The organism is Peribacillus sp. NPDC101481 (assembly GCF_044767165.1).
GTDB lineage: Bacteria > Bacillota > Bacilli > Bacillales > DSM-1321 > Peribacillus.
In genome coordinates, this window is sequence record NZ_JBIWNJ010000004.1 from 176,115 (window position 1) to 196,081 (window position 19,967).

14 protein-coding genes are annotated in these 19,967 nt (G+C 42.5%); 6 read left to right on the forward strand and 8 right to left on the reverse strand.

Features of this window, described 5'->3' with window-relative positions; genetic code table 11:
- Positions 1–36: 36 nt before the first annotated feature.
- The gene (gene putP / locus ACIROD_RS22510) at positions 37–1,506 is read right to left on the reverse strand and encodes a sodium/proline symporter PutP (protein ID WP_230177863.1); all 1,470 of its coding nucleotides are present in this window, start codon (positions 1,504–1,506) and stop codon (positions 37–39) included.
- Positions 1,507–1,657: 151 nt separating this feature from the next.
- Between putP and ACIROD_RS22515 the strand changes: the two genes are divergently transcribed.
- Complete coding sequence (locus tag ACIROD_RS22515; protein WP_402944466.1) at positions 1,658–3,706, forward strand: molybdopterin oxidoreductase family protein; 2,049 nt, start codon at positions 1,658–1,660, stop codon at positions 3,704–3,706.
- 330 nt (positions 3,707–4,036) lie between these two features.
- Here the strand turns inward: ACIROD_RS22515 and ACIROD_RS22520 are convergent, their stop codons facing one another.
- The 3 genes from ACIROD_RS22520 to ACIROD_RS22530 form a co-directional block, all read right to left on the reverse strand.
- On the reverse strand, positions 4,037–5,557 hold the full coding sequence (locus ACIROD_RS22520) for an aldehyde dehydrogenase family protein (protein ID WP_402944469.1): 1,521 nt from the start codon (positions 5,555–5,557) through the stop codon (positions 4,037–4,039).
- A gap of 217 nt (positions 5,558–5,774) precedes the next feature.
- The gene (locus tag ACIROD_RS22525; protein ID WP_402944788.1) at positions 5,775–7,208 is read right to left on the reverse strand and encodes an aldehyde dehydrogenase family protein; all 1,434 of its coding nucleotides are present in this window, start codon (positions 7,206–7,208) and stop codon (positions 5,775–5,777) included.
- A gap of 18 nt (positions 7,209–7,226) precedes the next feature.
- A complete protein-coding gene (locus ACIROD_RS22530; protein WP_101224905.1) occupies positions 7,227–8,552 on the reverse strand; it encodes an aminotransferase family protein in 1,326 nt (441 codons plus the stop codon).
- A gap of 406 nt (positions 8,553–8,958) precedes the next feature.
- Here ACIROD_RS22530 and rpoN point away from each other — a divergent pair, with 406 nt between their 5' ends.
- A complete protein-coding gene (rpoN, locus tag ACIROD_RS22535; protein WP_402944474.1) occupies positions 8,959–10,302 on the forward strand; it encodes an RNA polymerase factor sigma-54 in 1,344 nt (447 codons plus the stop codon).
- 117 nt (positions 10,303–10,419) lie between these two features.
- Here the strand turns inward: rpoN and bluB are convergent, their stop codons facing one another.
- The 3 genes from bluB to dacB all read right to left on the reverse strand — a co-directional run bounded on the left by bluB (position 10,420) and on the right by dacB (position 13,476).
- Positions 10,420–11,061 carry a 5,6-dimethylbenzimidazole synthase gene (gene bluB, locus ACIROD_RS22540; protein WP_101224907.1) on the reverse strand — a complete coding sequence of 214 codons (642 nt, stop codon included), beginning with the start codon at positions 11,059–11,061 and terminating at the stop codon, positions 10,420–10,422.
- Between the two features lie 91 nt (positions 11,062–11,152).
- Positions 11,153–11,758: a uridine kinase family protein gene (locus tag ACIROD_RS22545; RefSeq protein WP_402944479.1), complete on the reverse strand. Its 606-nt coding sequence runs from the start codon at positions 11,756–11,758 to the stop codon at positions 11,153–11,155.
- Between the two features lie 296 nt (positions 11,759–12,054).
- A complete protein-coding gene (dacB, locus tag ACIROD_RS22550) occupies positions 12,055–13,476 on the reverse strand; it encodes a D-alanyl-D-alanine carboxypeptidase/D-alanyl-D-alanine endopeptidase (protein ID WP_402944791.1) in 1,422 nt (473 codons plus the stop codon).
- Between the two features lie 301 nt (positions 13,477–13,777).
- Here dacB and ACIROD_RS22555 point away from each other — a divergent pair, with 301 nt between their 5' ends.
- The 3 genes from ACIROD_RS22555 to ACIROD_RS22565 all read left to right on the forward strand — a co-directional run bounded on the left by ACIROD_RS22555 (position 13,778) and on the right by ACIROD_RS22565 (position 17,943).
- Positions 13,778–14,272 carry a PH domain-containing protein gene (locus ACIROD_RS22555; RefSeq protein WP_034305830.1) on the forward strand — a complete coding sequence of 165 codons (495 nt, stop codon included), beginning with the start codon at positions 13,778–13,780 and terminating at the stop codon, positions 14,270–14,272.
- A complete protein-coding gene (locus ACIROD_RS22560; RefSeq protein ID WP_101224910.1) occupies positions 14,272–15,744 on the forward strand; it encodes a PH domain-containing protein in 1,473 nt (490 codons plus the stop codon). Before ACIROD_RS22555 ends, ACIROD_RS22560 begins: the two co-directional genes overlap by 1 nt.
- A 204-nt stretch (positions 15,745–15,948) precedes the next feature.
- Positions 15,949–17,943, forward strand: coding sequence for a methyl-accepting chemotaxis protein (locus tag ACIROD_RS22565; protein WP_402944483.1), 1,995 nt, complete (start codon positions 15,949–15,951; stop codon positions 17,941–17,943).
- A gap of 49 nt (positions 17,944–17,992) precedes the next feature.
- On the opposite strand, the gene ACIROD_RS22570 is transcribed toward ACIROD_RS22565, so the two are convergent.
- On the reverse strand, positions 17,993–18,499 hold the full coding sequence (locus tag ACIROD_RS22570) for a general stress protein (protein ID WP_241590034.1): 507 nt from the start codon (positions 18,497–18,499) through the stop codon (positions 17,993–17,995).
- A gap of 163 nt (positions 18,500–18,662) precedes the next feature.
- On the opposite strand from ACIROD_RS22570, the gene ACIROD_RS22575 reads away from it, so the two are divergent.
- Positions 18,663–19,727 (forward strand): M20 family metallopeptidase, encoded by a 1,065-nt coding sequence (locus tag ACIROD_RS22575; RefSeq protein ID WP_260356441.1) that lies wholly within the window; start codon positions 18,663–18,665, stop codon positions 19,725–19,727.
- Positions 19,728–19,967 lie beyond the last annotated feature (240 nt).

A 19,967-nucleotide genomic window follows, 5' to 3' on the forward strand; every position in this document is an offset into this window, starting at 1 on the left:
AAAAAATCCAGAGCATTTTAACTGGACCTTCAATGATCAAGAGAGGTTTTTAATGGCTTGATTGAATTCTTCTTCTATATCTTTTGTAGGCTTGGCCGATAATAAGCTGCAAACGATCACCGCTATTGAACCAGCAATGAAACCAGGAATGATTTCGTATACTTCAGCGAACTTATCGATCATATCCCAAACGATCACGGTTGCCGTACCGACAATCATTCCCGCCAGGGCTCCCCATTTCGTCATCCGCTTCCAGTATAGGCTTAATAGAATGACAGGACCGAATGCCGCTCCGAAACCAGCCCATGCATAACCCACCAATTTAAGGATTGTACCGCTTGGATTAAACGCCAATAATAAGGCAATGGCAGATATCGCCAATACACCAAACCGACCTACCAGCACTAATTCCTTATCAGATGCTTTCGGCCGAATGAACTGCTTATAGAAATCATCGGTCAGGGCACTTGCCGATACTAACAGCTGAGATGCAATCGTACTCATGACCGCTGCTAAAATCGCAGCCAACAAAAAGCCTGTAATTAGGGAAGGAAACAGTTCTTTTGCTAAAATGATGAAGACGGACTCAGCATTTTTTTCCCCTAAAGGACTGCTTGTCAGGTTAAAATAAGCAATCCCCACCAACCCGGTGAACATCGCTCCGACGATGGCAAAAATCATCCAGCCCATACCGATTCGCCGTGCGCTTTTCAATTCTTTAACAGATGAAACCGCCATGAATCGAACGATTATATGAGGCTGCCCGAAATAACCAAGCCCCCATGCCAGAAGAGATATGATGCCAATGGTCGATGTTCCTTCAAAAACATGCAATAAATTCGGATTGATCGATTTTATTTCATTGAAAGTGGGATCCCAGCCTCCAATATTTACAATTGTGACAACCGGGACTAGAATTAAGGCAATGAACATAATCGTACCTTGTACGAAGTCCGTCCAGCTAACAGCCAGGAATCCGCCGAATAATGTATAAAGAATAACGACGCTCGCTGTCAGCCAGATGCCCCACCGGTAATCCAAATTGAAAGCCGTGCGGAAAAGCTCACCGCCTGCTACCATGCCTGAAGATGTGTAAAAGGTGAAGAAAATTAAAATGACCGATGCCGATACCACTTTTAAGACCCGGGAGCCATCCTTGAACCGATTTCCCAAGAAGTCGGGAATCGTAATCGAATTACCGGCCAATTCCGTATATGTCCGAAGTCTTGGTGCCACGAATAGCCAGTTTAAATAAGACCCTGCACACAGGCCGACGACAATCCAGCCAGCACTCAATCCGCTTATGTACATTGCACCCGGAAGACCCATCAACAGCCAGCCGCTCATATCGGAAGCACCTGCACTCAATGCAGTTACAGCCGGGCCCAAGTTCCGTCCGCCAAGCATGTAATCGGTTAAGTTTGCCGTTTTCCGATAGGCCAAATAACCAATTAACAGCATGCCTGCCATGTATATTCCAATTGATATTATAATTCCGTAATCCAAAAATGAATCCCCCTAGGTTAATTTTTCATCTAGTAAGCTTATCAGAAAAAAAAACATATGTTAAGAAGTTCTTGCACCTTTCACCGATTTCACTTTCAATATAATTAAGAAAATTCATTTTATTAGATTAAATTATAAGGAGGAATACGCCATGCAATCCTATATCAATCAGCCAGATGGAGTCTTTCCCTCTGTTTGCTCTCTTGACTGTCCTGATCAATGCGGTTTACTGCTGCACAAAAAAGATGGGAAAATCATTAAAGTTCAAGGAGACCCTGATCATCCAGTCACAAAAGGGAATATTTGCAACAAAGTCCGCAACATGACTGCCCGTCTATATGACCCAAATCGCTTAAAGCAGCCATTAAAGCGCATCGGTCCGAAAGGAGAAGGGAAATTCGCTCCAATCAGCTGGGAAGAGGCCATTGACACAATCACTTCCAAATGGAAAGACCTGATCGATATGCATGGTCCGGAAAGCATACTTCCCTACAGCTTTTACGGAAACATGGGCAACCTTAGCGCTGAAGGAATGGATCGCCGTTTTTTCCACAGGCTCGGTGCAAGCATGCTTGAACGCTCCATTTGTAACGCGGCCGGCTCAGTCGGATACAGCTATACAATGGGTGGTTCATTCGGCACCGACCCAGAAGAAACGATTCATACAAAACTTTTCATCATGTGGGGCATTAACGCTGTGAGCACAAATATGCACCAAGTAACGCTTGCCCAGCAAGCCCGAAAAAACGGGGCCAAAGTAGTTGTCATTGACGTACATAAAAACCAAACAGGCAAGTGGGCGGATTGGTTCATTCCCATTCTGCCTGGTACAGATAGTGCGCTCGCCCTCGGATTAATGCATATCCTATATACCGAGAATCTAGTCGACCAGGCCTTTCTCGATGAATACACAGTGGGTGCTGCTGAATTGCGCGAACACGTCCGCCAATATGACCCTGCGACGGTCTCCGCGATCACTGGAGTTCCAATTGATGACTTATATGAATTAGCCAGGATGTACGGCACGACCAGTCCATCATTCGTCCGGATAGGCAATGGCCTGCAGCACCATGACAATGGCGGCATGGCAGTACGCACCATTGCCTGCCTGCCTGCCCTTACCGGCCAATGGATGGCGGAAGGCGGCGGAGCCATCAAAGGGAATTCAGGATATCTCGCGTTTAATACAAATGCCTTAAGACGTCCGGATTTATTGCAAAATAAAGCTACACGGACCATTAATATGAACCAAATCGGGCAAGCTCTTCTGGAAAAAGAAAACCCGATTCGCTCCATGTTTGTTTACGGCTCCAATCCAGCACTTGTCGCTCCAAATGCAAATAAGGTACAGGAGGGTCTAATGCGGGAAGATCTATTCACAGTGGTCCATGACCTATTCTTAACCGAAACGGCCATGTTTGCCGACATCGTCCTTCCTGCCACGTCATCTTATGAAACGGAGGATTTTTATAATTCATACTGGCATAATTACGTCCAAATACAAAAACCTGTAGTCGAAAAATATGGCGAATCTAAATCGAATGTTGAATTGTTCAAACTGTTGGCTGTTGGAATGGGATTTGAGGAACAAGCATTTAGAGATTCAGAGGAAGATATGATACGGCAGGCGCTGGATTTTCCCGACAACCCGCATTTGGAAGGCATCACCTATGACTCCCTTTCGAGGAATCAATTTCTCAAAGCCAAAATGCGGCCGATGTTCCCAGGCAAACTCCCGACACCAAGCGGTAAAATCGAACTTTATTCCGAAAGGATGAAGCGGGATGGATACGAGCCTTTGCCAACATATACACCCATCATTAAAGACAGCGACCTGCCATTTTTATTCATACCGGCACCTAATCACAATTTCTTGAATTCAACCTTTTCAAATAATGCCAAACATATCTCCATGGAAAAGGAACCAAAACTGCACATGAATGCCGCTGATGCCAAAACAATGGGGATAGCACCCGGAGATATCGTTAAAATCTGGAACGATCGCGGTGAATGTTTGCTTACCGCTGCTCCTGGAGAAAATGTGTTACCAGGCGTTCTTGTCAGCCAAGGCTTGTGGCAGAATACGCCCGAAACAAAGCAACACATTAATTCCCTTACCCCAGATCGGCTCGCAGATATGGGTAATGGCGCCGTTTTCTTCTCAGGACGGGTGGATCTTGAAAAAATCCAACAAAAGTAGATTAACGTTGAGCAATCTCTGAATATATAGCTGCGATTATTTGAAATATATCTCCGATTTTCGGAGTTTTATCTGCGATTCCGGCATTTTATCTGCAATTTCGGAGTTTTTATCTGCGATTCTCGGACTATTTCTCCAATTTTCGGAGTTTTATCTGCGATTCCAGCATTTTATCTGCAATTTCGGAGTTTTTATCTGCGATTCTCGGACTATTTCTCCAATTTCGGAGTTTTATCTGCAATTTCCCTGAATATATCTCCGATTTCAGAAATATATCTGCGATCTACAAAAAAGGCTGTTCCCTAAGGAACAGCCTTTTCGTCAAGCTATTTACTCTTCATCAAACCAGCCTGTTGGCTGGATATCCAAGTTGTTATTGATTTGCTTCACTTCCGTATAAGCTTCGTAACCGAAAGTTCCCAGTTCGCGTCCATTTCCGCTTTGCTTGAACCCTCCCCAAGGAGCTTCGTTATAAGTTGGGTGATATGAGTTAATCCACGTGATGCCTGCACGCACTTTTTTAATGACACGGTATGCTTTTGCGATATCATTCGTGAACACCGCTCCCGCTAAGCCGTATTTCGTATCATTGGCAAGTCGAAGAGCTTCCGCTTCATCCTTGAATTTTTGAACGACAAGCACCGGCCCAAAAATTTCTTCCTGCACAATCCGCATGTCCGGTGTCGTATCAACAAAAATAGTAGGTTCGACAAAGTAACCTTTATCCATGCCTTCTTCTTTAATTCGATTTCCACCGACGATTAATTTGGCACCTTCTTCTTTTCCGATTTGGATATACGATAATATTTTGTTCATATGGGCTTCTGAAACGATAGGTCCCATCTGGCTGTTTTCATCAGAACCTGAACCTACTTTGATCTTTTTCGCCTTCGCAGTAAGACTTGCAATGAACTGATCGTAAATGGACTCTTCCAACAACAAACGGGAGCCTGCTGAGCACACTTGTCCTTGATTACAGAAAATCCCATATAGAGCATAATCAACGGCAGTCTCAAAGTCAGAGTCCGCAAATACGATATTAGGCGATTTCCCGCCGAGCTCCAATGTCACTTTCTTTAGGTTACCCAGTGAAGCCTCCATGATCTTACGTCCTGTTGCCGTTCCTCCTGTAAAGGCTACTTTATCGATTTCGTCATGTTCGGCAATGGCTTGTCCGACAACTGGCCCCGCTCCTAAGACAAGGTTTGCGACACCCTTTGGCAATCCGACCTCATCCATGATTTCAAATAGTTTGACCGCTGTCACCGGAGTGATCTCAGATGGTTTGAATACAACGGAATTTCCTGCTGCAAGCGCCGGAGCCAGTTTCCAGGCTGACATCATTAGAGGGAAATTCCATGGGACGATCTGACCGCATACACCGATCGGTTCCCTTACGACCATCGCTTGCTGGCCGTCAGGAACTTCAAAAGTCTGACCTGTCGGTTTTGTAGCCAATCCTGCATAATATCTAAAACAGGCTGCTGAATCCGCTATATCATAACGAGCCTCACGCAATGGTTTCCCATTATCCAATGTTTCCAACGTAGCTAGTTCTTCAGCTTTTTCTTCTATTTTGTCGGCTATTTTGAATAAAATGCGAGCTCTTTCCACTGCAGGAGTTCCCCACCAACCACCTTCATAGAAAGCATATTTTGCTGCCTCGACCGCTGCATCCACATCTTCCTGTGTTCCTTCCGCAGCTTTGGCAATAACTTCCCCTGTAGCCGGATTCAATACATCCCTCTTCTCGCCTGAAGTCGAATTCACCCATTCCCCATTGATGAACATCTTTAAGTCCAGTGCTCCCGTTCCTTCTTTTTTCTTGTTATTTTGCAAAGTTTCCTGCATGTAATTTCCTCCTCGGTTTTAAGTTATCTACCTATATATTAGATATGAGCAAGATTCATGCCAGTTTGAAATATTAGGTAACTCACGGTTTTTTGCCCTTTCCTGTCTCATTTAAATTCAGTGGTGAATTACCTATTCATTTTTGCATAAGTCATGGGCCAAACTCTTTCAAGATTCATAGAAAAAAGAGATGAGCATCTGCTCACCTCTTTTCTGATTAATTCCGGTTAATAATGACCAATTTCATTTCCGTCATTTCTTCAATTGCATATTTCAGCCCCTCGCGGCCAGTTCCGCTTTTTTTGACTCCGCCATATGGCATGTTGTCGACACGGTAAGTTGGGATATCATTAATGATAACACCGCCGACTTCCAATTTTTCTGCGGCAGAAAGAGCCAGATTGATATTTTCTGTGTAAATCCCGGCCTGCAATCCGAATTCGGAATCATTGACCAAGTCAATCGCTTCCTCAACGGAAGAAACCTTATTGATCAAAACAATTGGAGCGAAGACTTCCTGACAAGATACCTTAAGCATTGCATCCACTTCCAGCAACACAGTTGGATGCAGGATATTCCCTTCAGATTTGCCTCCTGCTGCAACAATCGCACCGTGTTGTTTAGCTTCAGCGATCCAATCCAGGCTTCGCTGTACATCGCCAGCGCTGATCAATGCCGAAATATCCACCGACGGGTCCAAAGAATCTCCAAGTTTCAAGCCATTCGTTGCTTCTGTGAATTTTTTGACGAACTCATCATATACCTCTTCATGAACATATGCACGCTGTAAGGAAATACAGACCTGCCCTTGAAAAGCGAATGCTGCGGATACACAGCGTTGGATGATTTTATCGATATTGATCCCTTTATCAACGATGACAGCCGCATTCGAACCTAGTTCAAGACTCACTTTCTTTAACCCGGCCTTATTGCGGATCCCGATTCCGACAGCCGGACTTCCTGTAAACGAAATGCTCTTTACCCGTGAATCTGTGACTAATTTATCACCGATTACCGAGCCGCTTCCGGTAACTAAATTAAACGCACCTGCCGGCAAATCCGTTTCAGCTAATAGTTCAGCAAGGAATAGCGAAGATAGCGGTGTTTGGCTCGCAGGTTTCAGGATAAGTGTATTTCCGGCAGCAATCGCCGGGCCTACTTTATGAGCAACCAGGTTCATCGGAAAATTAAAAGGCGTAATCGCACCTACGACACCTAGAGGCTCACGGACTGTGTATCCTATTCTTCCTTCTCCGTCAGCTGTAGCATCCATCGTCAATGTTTCTCCATGAATCCGTTTTGCTTCCTCTGCTGCAAATTTATATGTGGCAATCGTCCGGGATACTTCAACCATTGCCGTTTTAATCGGTTTCGCTGCCTCTTTAGCAATTATTTCAGCTGCCTCATCTTTGCGGCTTTCCAAAAGGCTCGCAAGCTTTTCAAGTATGGCAGCACGTTTATGACTAGGTAAAGCTGCCATTGATTTTCTAGCTTGATAGGCTGATTCTATTGCCAACTCGACATCTTCAAGGCTTGCCGAAGGAATCTCCGCAAGAACTTCCCCGCTATAGGGAGACTTTAGTGTCGTGAAATTTTCAGCTTCTTGCCATTTACCATTAATGAATAATTTCTTTTTCAGCGTTTCTGTCATGACCATCACTTTCACCTCTTATAAAATTTCTTTTTCGACAGCAGTAAATGTCTCATCAAGGATTTCAATTATTCTTTCGACTTCCGATTTAGTAATGATTAAAGGCGGTGCGAATACGAGTGTATCTTGATCAAACGTAACAGACCGGCAAATCAAACCATTCTTCGCCGCTTCAGCAACCAGCCTTGGAGCAAGCTGAGTCTCAAAGCCTTCGCCTGTTTGTTTGTCCTTTACGATGGAGATGCCTCCAATTAATCCAAGTGCCCTGACATCACCAATAATCGGATGTTTGCTTTGAAGCTTCTTAAAGCCGGCAAGCAACTCTTCACCACGCTGTTTCGAGTTTTCTATCAGGTTTTCACGTTCAATTATTTCAATATTTTTCAAAGCAACCGCACAAGCCATAGGATGGCCACTGTATGTGTAGCCGTGTAAAAGCGTGCCTTTTGAAAGGGCAATGAAATCCTGATGCATCTTATCATTCAGGACGACCCCGCCTAACTGTGCATATCCGCTTGTCACACCTTTTGCAAAGCACATCATATCAGGTACAACACCAAAGTGTTCAATCCCAAAATAAGTCCCTGTTCTTCCGAAACCTGTAATGACTTCATCCGTCACCATTAAAATGCCGTATTCATTACAAATCTCCCTTACTTCTTTAAAATAGCCTTCAGGAGGAAGGTTCACGCCGCCGGCCCCTTGAATCGGTTCAGCGATAAATGCCGCAATCGTTTCCGGTCCTTCCTGTTCTATGACCTTACGCAACTCCTCAATGGAAGAACCGTCCACATGGTAAAAATCCGGTGCGATTGAATTCGTGAAGTCTCGGAACGGCTTCAGGCCAGTCGCACTTGTGGCTCCCATTGCCACTCCATGATAGGATTTCGAGCGGGAAATGATTTTTTGACGGTTAGGCTGCCCTTTCAAAAGCCAGTAATGTCGAGCAAGCTTGATTGCCGTATCATTCGACTCCGATCCACCTGAAGTGAAGAAAACTGCATTCAAATCCCCAGGAGCGATGGAAGCGATTTTGGCCGCTAAACGGATTGCCGGTTCATTGCTGAAAGTGGCGAAACTTGAGGTGAAAGCTAACTTCGCCATTTGTTCCTTTGCGACATCAGCCATCTCTTCTTGTCCATGTCCAATATTCACATTCCAAAGTGAAGCCATGCCATCAATTACAGTCCTGCCCGTTACATCCGTAAGATATATTCCCTTTCCTTCCTTAAAGATGAAACTTGGACCATCTGCCTGCTGTTGCTCAATTGACGTAGTCGGATGGATAAAATGCTTTTTATCCAAATCGATTAATTCCTGAATACCCGTAGTCTCTTTAATCATGTAAAAAACACCCTTCTCATGTATGGATTTTTTTCAAGCTAGTTTATTTTTTATATTTATATATATAGATATAGCAAGATGCATGCCAAATTATATGAGCCTTATATTAAAGGTATTCAAGTTAATACGATTCATAAGTGAATCATTAGGAGTGTGTGTTAATTCATATACAAATCATTTGATTCGTATTTGAATCACTCGACTCCCATTCATTAAATTAAATCTTAATTTACACAAATTTTTGAATCCCCCTCTTTATTTTCTAATTGATGTTATAAAACCTGACATACAATGTTGAATTTTCGGAAGATTTGTATTATTATCATGTTAATATTTTTTCATTCCTTTTGAACCGCTATGTTAATCTAAACGAAAGAAGTTGATATATATGCAGGTAGGATTTGAAATGTACCAAAAACAAACATTGAAATTGTCATTAACACCTGAATTACAGCAATCAATCAATATCCTTCAATATTCCTCCCATGAACTGATAGATTTCCTGAACCGACAGGCTTACGAAAATCCCGTTCTCGAAATTAGCTTTAAAGAACCCCTCGCATCATTTTCTGAATCTAGCATTCATACACATAAAATAAATTCTCAGATACGGTCCTATAAAAGTAAAAGTTTTAACGGAGACAATGATTACAACCCTATCAATAATTATTCAATCAACACAGAAACACTGGAAAGCCATTTACTGGAACAATTAAGTTTACTAAGTTCGTTGAAAGCATTTGAAAAGAGAATTCTCCAATTCTTGATTGGGAACTTAAATGAATATGGATTTCTTGAATTGGATGCCAATTGGGCTGCCTCTCATTTTTCCGTGTCCGTGGAAGAAATCGAAAATATGATTCAAGTATTGCAGTCCCTTGACCCCATTGGAGTCGGGGCTAAAGATCTGACCGACTGTTTACTCATTCAGCTGCGTGAGCATGAGGATTACAATGAATTGGCGTATAAGATCGTTAAAAAGCATTTAACGGATTTAGCAGAAAAACGCTACAGGAAAATTGCCGGTCTTTACCAGGTGACCGCTCAGGAAGTACAAGAGGCCTCGGATTTCATCCGTACGTTAAACCCGCGTCCAGTCAGTCACTTTTCCAATGATATGACTCATTACATAGTTCCGGATGTTTACGTGGAAAAAGATAAAGAAGGTTTTCTGATAACGGTCAACAATAGCTGCATGCCTAAACTTTCCATCAATCCTTTCTACAAGAACCACGTTGCTATGAATTCAGTTAATCCAGCTAAAGATTATATAAAGGGGCACATAAATGATGCCCAATTACTTTTAAAAGGGCTTGAGCAAAGGCAAATGACACTTTATAAAGTGACAGCATCAATCGTGGACGAACAGCGAGAGTTTTTCATGAAGGGAATTACTGGATTAAAACCTATGACACTGAAAGACATTTCGGAAAAACTTCAGCTTCATGAATCAACGATCAGCAGGGCGACGAGCAATAAATATATCCAGACGCCGCATGGCCTCTTTAAACTAAGGAACTTCTTTACTAGAGGGTTACACCGCGTGAACAGCCAAGCAACCGAATCAACGACCACCATCAAAGAAAAAATAAAGGTATTGATTGCCGATGAAGATAAGATAAGGCCTTTTTCAGATCAGAAACTTTGTCAAATATTCGAAAATGAAGGAACGAAGATCTCCCGCCGTACTATTGCAAAATACCGTGAAGATCTCGGTATACCGGGATCTTCAAAACGGCGCAGGTTTTAACTTAAAAAGACTCTTACAAAAGATGTATCTTTCGTAAGAGTCTTTTATGTCTTCATCACAACCAAAAAGCCCTGAACCAGAGCTTAATAAAAAGTTTTGGAATCTTAATATATCGTTTTATTTATTACCCCATTTATCCTCGAAAATAAGTTCATCCATCGGCCTTCTTTTTTCCCAATTAGCAAGTTCAAGAATGGGCTTATCCGGATATTGATCCGTATAGCCAATCGACAGGAGTGCAACGGGTTCTACATGCGGCGGAATCTCCAAAATATCACGAATATCATTTTTCTTATAAAAGCTTACCCACCCCATTGCCAATCCTTCCGCACAGGCAGCCAGCCACATATTTTGAATTGCGCAGGCTGTGGATAGAATATCGGTTTCCGGAATGGAGTTCCTCCCTAAAACATGGGAGCCGCCCCGTGTCGGGTCGCATGTAACACAAATGGTGTATGGTGCTTCTTTTAACCCTTCCACTTTCAAACTAAGAAACTTATTTTCTTTACCTCCTTCATAATGAATAGCGAGTGCCCTTCTTTCTTTATCCGCTGCCCATGCCAAACTGTTCTTGGTTTCCTGAGACGAAATCACGATGAAACTCCAAGGTTGCATGAATCCTACAGACGGCGCATGATGTGCAGCATCCAAAATTCTCCGGAGTATATCCTTTGCAATTGGCTTTGGCAAAAAACTCCTGATATCCCTACGGTTATAAATGGCTTTATATACGGCAGCTTGTTCTTCATTAGTAAACATAGTTTCCCCCCTGTTTCCGGCTCCCCAGAAATTTATCTAAACATACAATCTATTTTATAGGTAAACCCTTACAATTAAAATATCCCCGGATTCATCTCGTTCCGTCCACAACAAGATTCGCTCTTTCTTGAGGCCTTTGCGCACCCACATAGAGAACTTCATGAACCATCCAATTATCCTCCCACATTTGACGAGCATCTTCACCATCCCGCTCAAGGCCACGTTTCAAACGCTGATCACGGGGACATTCCACCCAAATCGTGAAATCATGGTACCCTGCCAATTCTTTACGGATAGAATACGTTCCTTCTATTATGACAAGGCCCCCAGCAGGAACCTCATGCCATTCGGCCATAGTGTCCGTTTCCCAATCATACCTTTGATACCTTCCTTCTCCTCCCTCCGTAAGCGGTTTCAGGATTTGGTTACAAACACGTTCCCAATCATAATCCGTTCCAATCGGCTTTTGGGATGGAGGCAGTTGAACCCTATCCGATGATGGCAAATAAAAGTCATCCATATGTACGACCGCGCTGCCCGGACATTCTGCCTGGATACGGGCAGCGAGTGTACTTTTTCCAGACCCGCCCCGGCCATCTATGGCCAATATATAGAGAGATCGTTCTTTGGAAATTTCATGAATTTTAGTTATAAGACTGCTAATCGTATACGGTCCATTAAGTGTTGGAAAGTTCATAAGCATTCCCCCTATACTACTTATTTCTATTCATCCTCCCTTAAATTCCTTCCTTGAGGGGATAAAATGAAAAAACTAAGATGAAGGTACTGTTATTAGTTTCAAACAAAAAATAGATTTGGTCCATCACTAAAAAAACGTTTAAGGTTCTTCGAACAGAAGTAAGCTGGACAGGGTATACTCTTCTTGGATTACAGGCGTTTAACTAACAGTCTTGGTAACTATATAAAAATGCTTAGGCTGAAGCCGACCTTTTTCTCGCATATCCTGAACTTCAACTTAGCTTTCCATGAATATTAATGGCCGCTTTCCAATAGGTTTTCCTGTTCTGCGAGCATTACGGCTATCTTATCCTGAATTGCCGTAATGCCTTTTTCTTCTACAAAATTATTCAAGATGATTGAAAATATGATTTTTTCCCCTCTTTTGGTCGTCACATAACCTGATAAGGAGCTCGTTCCTGAAATCGTCCCTGTTTTCGCACGAACATTCCCGGCTGCAAGTGTCCCTTTCATCCTCTTTCTAAGCGTACCGCCCACCATCCGATTTTCGTTGCCTGCAATCGGTAGAGCATTCAAGTAAGCAGGAAACCACGTTTTTTCCTGAACGGCATACAGCAGCTTCGTTATTTCATTCGCTGGAATCATATTGACTTGGGAAATTCCAGATCCATCACGCATCATGATCGTTTGCATATCGAGACCCATACTCTTCAGCTGATTTTGAGTAACCTTCAAACCATCTTTCCAGCTTCCCTCCCCTTCTGCCTCTTTGCCCATTTCCTTTACCAAAACCTCGGCATGGCTGTTATTGCTCAATTTCATGAAAGGAATAAGCAGCTGTGAAAGCGGCATGGACTGATGAGTGGCAATCATGTCCGCTCCTACTGGCGTTTTCCCTTTTTTCCTTTTTCCCAACACTTTAATTCCATGTTTCTTCATTGATTTTTCAAATAGGCTCAGCGCATATTCTGTGGGATCTTCCACCGAAATCCACTCTTTGGTCACCCCGGCATCTTCCGGAATGGTCCCGGTCACCGTAATGACTTGTGTGCCATGAGACCGTTCGACTTCAATCTTGTTATTAGCGTCAGCCGATACAGTTTTCGTTTTGTTGATGACCTTCACGTGATCGGTTTCAGGCTCCAGCTTCACCGTTGCCCTCTTCCCAGCCTTTTCCGCTGGGGTCATTTCCACGATGATGGTACCGGTATCGTAATCTTCATTCGGGGAAGCGGTTAAAGCCGAAACGGCTGCACCGTAATATTCCTGTTCATCGCTCCAAACTAAGTCTTGGGAATAACGAACATCATCATACCAAGAATCATCGCCTATAAGATCTCCGTGAACGAACTTAACTTGACTTTTCTTCAGTGAAGCTGCCAGCTCATCAAAATCCTTTTCCAATAATGTGGGATCTCCTTTTCCCTTCAGATATACATTGCCCTGCAGAACATGGCCAACCTGCACCCCTTTTATGTATAGTTCCGTTTGAAAAACATGATCTTCCCCTAAAGTTTCCAGCGCAGCTGCTGCAGTCAAAAGCTTAAGGTTCGAAGCAGGCCGCAATCTCGTTTGCGACCCCCGTTCATAAATCACTTCCCCCGTTTCAGCTGAACGGATGGAAATTCCCGTCAACGCCCCATCCAGTCCTGGCGAATGCTCCAATATTCGTTGAATTTCCTGCCCTAGGTTTCCATCATCATTCGCAGCCTGCATCGATTCTCCATTAAAAAAACAAATCAAAAACAGGAAGAATATAAAACTCAACTTCCTTTTATACGTCAAACCTATCACTCCCACTTTAGAAACTCACCACTTCTATCTTGTCCATTTTTCGATCATATAAAAGGAAAAGATCCACTAGAAAACTCCTTATTTATATACTCGGGAAACTGCAGGATTATTCGGCCGCCACTCCATGGTATGCGGCTGCCAATTTCTATACATGCACCTATAATAGGGAACTTTTTTGCAAGATAATCCGTATAAGTATAAAGACATAGTAAGGAGTGAATATATGTATTCCAAGATACAGCCACCAACGAAGAAAATATCCAAAGAATCAGTGAAGGTGTGGCGGATGACCGAAGCTATTACCAATCTCATTATCCTCGCCGTCCTTGGCATCCTATTATTTGTTGATGATTATTTCACTTGGAAAGAATGGATTGGATGGATTTTAAACGGACTTATCGTATTATCTTTTTTCCATGCTATCTGGTCCATCTTCATTGAACCGATACTGTTGCAAAAGTATTGGCGTTACGACGTGAACGAAGAATTCATTCAAACAAAACGTGGAGCCTGGAGTGAAACGCATGAACTCATTCCGATGACGAAGGTTCAATCCGTCAAATTGAACCAAGGACCGTTTTTGCGAAAATACAACCTTTATTCCCTAAGCATCGGAACAATGGGCGACTCTCATGACATACCAGCCATCCCCGAGAAGGAAGCGTATGAATTACGAGATAAAATTGCCCATTTCGCAAAAATTAAGGAAGTGGATTAATGATGGAAGAACAAGCAAAACGATTACACCCTATCAAAATCCCTTTCGAATTTTGGAAATTGCTGAAAGGAAATGTATTTTTCATAATCATGCTTTATGTCTTGAATTTCGGTTCTGAAAAGATGTATATGAAGGTACTCCAAATCGGCTTTCTAGTTTATCTGGTTTGGAAAGTCATTTCTGTCATCCTTAAATGGTATACATACAAATACCAAATCAAAGAAGGTACCTTATATATTACTTCAGGGCTTGTCTCAAAATCGTATCGAACTGTCCCGCTTCATAAGGTTCAGAATGTCCAGCAACGCACGACGTTATTTCATAAGATTTTCAGATTGACCTCTTTAACATTCGAAACAGGGATGACAGGTGATCAGGGTAGTGTACCTTTCGAGATGATTTCCCGAAAAGAGGCCGAACGGCTTGAGGGGGAATATGCTTCAAAACAGGAACTTCCGGTTAACGAAGCGGATATTCCCGAAGAACGAATTGCTGAGGATATGGAACCAGCCAATGAAAAAACGATTCATTTCACGCCAAGCAAACAAGATGTGCTGAAAGCTTCCTTTACATCACTCAGCTTCCTGGCTCTTATCCCGATATTGGCTACTTTATATAATACACTCGATGATTTTATCGATTTGGAGAATGCCGAAGGGTTTCTTGCCAAGTTATTGGATTCATGGTGGATCATTACCATCGTTTTTGCAGGCCTCATATGTGTCGCCGTTGCCTTCGGAATCGTTTCCACATTCGTTAAATATGGAAAATATGAAATTTCATCCGATCATGAGCGCATATATATCAAGAAAGGCGTACTGGACGAATCTGCTTTTTCCATTCGGAAAGAAAAAGTGCAAGCAGTCGAAATCACCCAATCAATCATTAAAAGATTGCTAGGGTTGGCAGAAGTGAAACTGATCAGTGCAGGAAGCACCGGTGATGAAGAGCTGGAAACGAACACCCTCTATCCTTTTTTATCAATTGAACGGGCATATGGGATGGTAGAAGAGATTTTACCCGCTTATAAAGTGGAACGATCAATGAAGTCACTATCGAAACAGGCCTTCAAAATCCGAATGCTGCGGCCCAGCTTTTTCTGGATTCTCACAACATTGGCAATCTATTATTTCAACGTCTCCCTATGGTATATCTCACTGATTCTACTCGTTCTCATTTATACATTGAGAATAATGGATTACAAAAATAGCCGTTACTTGTTAAATGATGAGTTCATTCAGTTCAAAGCCGGAAGTTTGGAAACATCACTATTCATAACCAAAAGGAGCAAGGTCATTCAAATTGAGGTGGAACGTTCGAAGCTGCAAAAGCTTTTCGGGCTTGCCACAATTGAAACGATCAACCGCTCCAAGCCTGTACACCATACAAAGCTCCAAGATGTATCCGTTGAATACGCAGACGAGTTTTACACATGGTATATGGACAGGACAAAAAATATCCAAGTCGAATAGTAATCATTGAAATGAAAGAGTTGACGACGGCAGTCAACTCTTTTTTTTATCCTCTATATCCCACTCCCTTCCCACCTTTGCACTTCATGACAAAATTAATATTGGAATTTTCTAACTTAATCACTTCAAAAACGCGAAAGAAGACCGAAATATCAAATAGAAGCCAAAATTAATTAGAAGTTTATAAGAAGGAGGTTTTTCCAAATGAGAAGACTGACAGACTGGTATTTTAATTCACTAAAAAAACAAATATTGATTCCCTTTTTAGCTTTGATCATGATAAGCGGAATGGCCATTTCCTACATGAGCTATAAAAATAGTATCGAGTTGACGACCCAGGAACTTACCGGAACGACGGAAGAACAAGTGAAGTCAATGAACGATTCTTTCGAGACCTTCTTTCAAAAAACGGAAAATCAATTGGATAGAATCAGTAAATATCCTATCATGATTTCTTATGATAAGAACCTCGAATCCATAATGGATGAATTTTCTTATACGCAAACCAGTAACTCTGAAATAAATGGTATATATCTCGGCACAGAGAAGGATGGAAAAGCATTTATATTCCCAGAAACTGAATTGCCGGCTGACTACGACCCAAGACAGAGGGATTGGTATCAATCCGCATTAAAACAAAAAAACAAGACCATTTGGACGGAACCTTATACCGATCAGGCTACGAATGAGCTTGTCATTACGGCAGCAAAAGCCATATATGATGATCGTGATGAATTAATAGGCGTGCTCGGTGTCGACATCTCGATCGATACATTGATCACGATGGTCAATAAAACGAAATTCGGCGAAACGGGCTATACAGTTTTGCTGGATCAGAAAGGGTCATTCGTTACACATCCAGACAAGAAAAAAATTCAACAGGATATATCAAAGGAAAATATTTTCAAAAAAATGAAAGGTGAATCCGGATCAATGATCGAGGAATTTGAAGGGCAAAGCCGGATCGTCGGATACGCCACAAATCCTACCACTGGATGGAGAATAGCAGGGGTAATGGAGGAAAATGAAGTGAAAGTCCGGGCAAGCCCGATGATAATCGATAATATCATCACACTTTTGATTGTCTTTACCGTCACTGCACTATCTGCCATCTTCATCACCCGTTCTTTAACAAATCCCATTAAAAAGCTGCAGGAATCCATAAGAAAAATGGCTAACGGCGATTTCACCTCCAGGAATTCCATTTCCAGAAAAGATGAGATAGGCCAACTTGCAGAAGACACCAGCTTAATGACGAGGAATATGAGTCATATGTTAGGAGTTGTCAACAACCTTTCCGATAAAGTATCGGATTCCTCCATGACGCTAGTGGCTAGTGCCGATGAAAATTCAGCGGCAGCTAACGAGGTGGCCATGACGATGGAACAAATAGCAACCGGTGCCATAGACCAAATCGAAGTCGGGCAGAATAACGAAATGGCCGTAAAGCTATTGGCTGACAAAATCAATGATCTTGAGGCGCAAACGGGCAAAATGGCCACGGAATCCGAAAATATGTTCAAGGCTTCCGAAAACGGAATCACTCAAGTACAAGGCCTGAAACAACAATTCAATGAGACGTCCCTGATATCCAATAAGATGAGCACGGCAGTCAAATCATTGGATGCACGATCCAATGATATTAGTGAGATCGTAAAGACCATAAGCGCCATTGCAGGGCAAACGAATTTACTCGCCCTGAATGCTGCCATCGAAGCAGCCAGGGCTGGTGAACACGGAAAAGGGTTTGCAGTCGTTGCCGATGAAGTGAAGAAATTGGCCGAACAGACGGAAAACTCACTGAAAGAAATCTCTGAAATCATTCAAGCCATGCAAACTGATACAACCAATACCGTGCTTTTGATTGATCAAGTCAATCAAAAAATTCATCTTCAGGATACTTCTGTAACGGATACGGAAAATGCCTTCAGTCACATTGCAGCCATCATCGCGAACACATTCAGCAATTTTGATGAAATCAAAAAGATGATGAACGATATGGTAAACGAGGTCACACGGATGGCAAGCAATGCAGAAAAATTAAATTCGATCAGTCAGGAAACTGCAGCAGGAACTGAAGAAGTATCTGCTTCCGTAGAACAAACGAATGCTTCCATGGAACAATTAAATGCCCTGGCTAGTGAATTGGATGCCCTATCCCAGGAAATGCACAAAGAAATAAAGAAGTTCACATTCTAATCACAAAAAAGACGGGTCCTAAGGGACCCGTCCTTTTTTAACTTACGACCTATAGAGTTCTTCTACCGTTCGTTAGCGTTTCATCGGTTTCCGTTATTCCTGAGTAAGAAGAACTGGATTTTCTCGCATCCGAATCGACTAACACAAGCAGCTTGCCACTCTTTACATCCGCTTCATAACGATTCGCCTCGTCTTCAGGTATGCCCATACCGATTAATGTACCGGCCAATCCGCCTGTACCAGCACCTACAGCCGCTCCGGCTAATGTTGCAGCTAGAGGTCCAGCTGCCAGTACCGGTCCGATTCCCGGAATTGCCAATGCACCCACACCTGCTAATAATCCGGCTGCACCGCCCAAAATACCTCCGGTCGCTGCACCAGCTGCGAGTCCCTCTTCAACTTTTGTACCCGTTTCTTCATTCACTGCATTTAATTCTTCTTTATCTTTAGCTACCACCGAAATATCTTCACGATCATATCCTTGGGCCTGTAATGACTCAACAGCCTTTATGGCTTCTTCTCCAGTTTCATATACACCAATTATGCGTTTATCCATATCTATCATCCTCCTTAAAGAATGTAAATTGTCGCTCCCCCTTTACATACCCCAGAGGATGAAAGTGCTAAACGTTATTTAACAGGAAAAAAATTTTAAGTTAACCCTTACTCAGAAAGGGTATATATAATCATAGTATGCATATTTTTAGGAGGTTTTCTTTTTGCTCATCGAGTTACTTAAAAATTTAGTATCTATCGACAGTTCATCGAAAGAAGGAGCTAACCAAGCAGTTGATTACTGTGCGGACTGGCTTAAAGATCAAGGACTTACCGTGAATGTGATCGTAAATAACGGTTATAAGATGCTTGTAAGCGAGATTGGCAGCGGAGATAAAACCCTAATTTGGAATGGCCATGTCGATGTTGTCAGCGGAACGCCGGATCAATTTTTCCCTGAGGTTCATGAAGGAAACTTATATGGACGCGGGACAGCCGATATGAAAGCTGGAGTTGCAGGGATGATGTGTGCATTTACCGAACTGAAAGATAAGGACTTAGGTTTGAAAATCCAGCTTCAAATCGTATCGGATGAAGAGATTGGCGGGTTGAACTGTTCCGGATATTTAGCGAAACATGGTTATAGAGGGGACTTTGTGATCTGTGCTGAACCGACGCAATTGGGAATCGGACTCCAGGCAAAGGGTGCCCTTCGTCTCGATATTGAAGTGTCCGGCAAATCCGCACACGGAAGCCGTCCATGGGAAGGCGTGAATGCAATTGAAAAGGCCTATGATCTTTATCAAAAAATAAAGGAACTTCCTTTCACCCGGGATCATACTCCCCTTTACTCTTCCCCTTCACTTAACCTAGCAAAAATAAAAGGCGGGGAGGTCTATAATAAGGTACCGGATGCCTGTTTGCTAAGTCTTGATATTCGCTATCTTCCTACGCAAACAATGGAAGATATCATTGCTCAGATCGAAAGTGTGACAGGAAATAATGTCCACCTTAATATGTACAGTAAACCTGTAAAAACCGAAGAGTCAGACCCATTCATCACTCTGCTCCGTCCGATTATCGAAAGAAACACCAAGCAAGACGCAGTCATTTTTGGACAACATGGCTCCGCAGATACCGTCTTTTTTGCGGCATATGATATCCCAGCGATTGAATTCGGACCAAAAGGTGAGAACTGGCATGGAGATAGGGAATGCGTCAATCTTGAATCGGTAGCAGTCTATCAAAAAATGCTTGTCGATTTCGCTTCTGAATTTGTTTTACATTAATCCAAATCATGAAAAAAAGCCGGCATCACATAGATGTCGGCTTTTTTCCGCATATCCTCTCCTACTAAAATAAACAGCATTCAATCGTCTATTATTACGTTGTTTTTTTACAAAATATACAGGACTTTAAAACCAGGGATTACACGTCCATATATTACCTCATTAAACAGGATACGCCATTACATCAACACTATTTAACAAAAATACGCTTATACTGACATAATAAATAATATATTTACA

Bases quoted from the DNA above. Each gene is read 5' to 3' on its own strand.
- ACIROD_RS22530 (WP_101224905.1), bottom strand. From the start codon at position 8,552: ATGATTAAAGAGACTACGGGTATTCAGGAATTAATCGATTTGGATAAA.
- bluB (WP_101224907.1), bottom strand. From the start codon at position 11,061: ATGTTTACTAATGAAGAACAAGCTGCCGTATATAAAGCCATTTATAAC.
- rpoN (WP_402944474.1), top strand. From the start codon at position 8,959: ATGTACCAAAAACAAACATTGAAATTGTCATTAACACCTGAATTACAG.
- ACIROD_RS22570 (WP_241590034.1), bottom strand. From the start codon at position 18,499: ATGGATAAACGCATAATTGGTGTATATGAAACTGGAGAAGAAGCCATA.
- ACIROD_RS22525 (WP_402944788.1), bottom strand. From the start codon at position 7,208: ATGACAGAAACGCTGAAAAAGAAATTATTCATTAATGGTAAATGGCAA.
- ACIROD_RS22560 (WP_101224910.1), top strand. From the start codon at position 14,272: ATGATGGAAGAACAAGCAAAACGATTACACCCTATCAAAATCCCTTTC.
- ACIROD_RS22545 (WP_402944479.1), bottom strand. From the start codon at position 11,758: ATGAACTTTCCAACACTTAATGGACCGTATACGATTAGCAGTCTTATA.
- ACIROD_RS22520 (WP_402944469.1), bottom strand. From the start codon at position 5,557: ATGCAGGAAACTTTGCAAAATAACAAGAAAAAAGAAGGAACGGGAGCA.
- dacB (WP_402944791.1), bottom strand. From the start codon at position 13,476: ATGCAGGCTGCGAATGATGATGGAAACCTAGGGCAGGAAATTCAACGA.
- ACIROD_RS22555 (WP_034305830.1), top strand. From the start codon at position 13,778: ATGTATTCCAAGATACAGCCACCAACGAAGAAAATATCCAAAGAATCA.
- ACIROD_RS22565 (WP_402944483.1), top strand. From the start codon at position 15,949: ATGAGAAGACTGACAGACTGGTATTTTAATTCACTAAAAAAACAAATA.
- ACIROD_RS22515 (WP_402944466.1), top strand. From the start codon at position 1,658: ATGCAATCCTATATCAATCAGCCAGATGGAGTCTTTCCCTCTGTTTGC.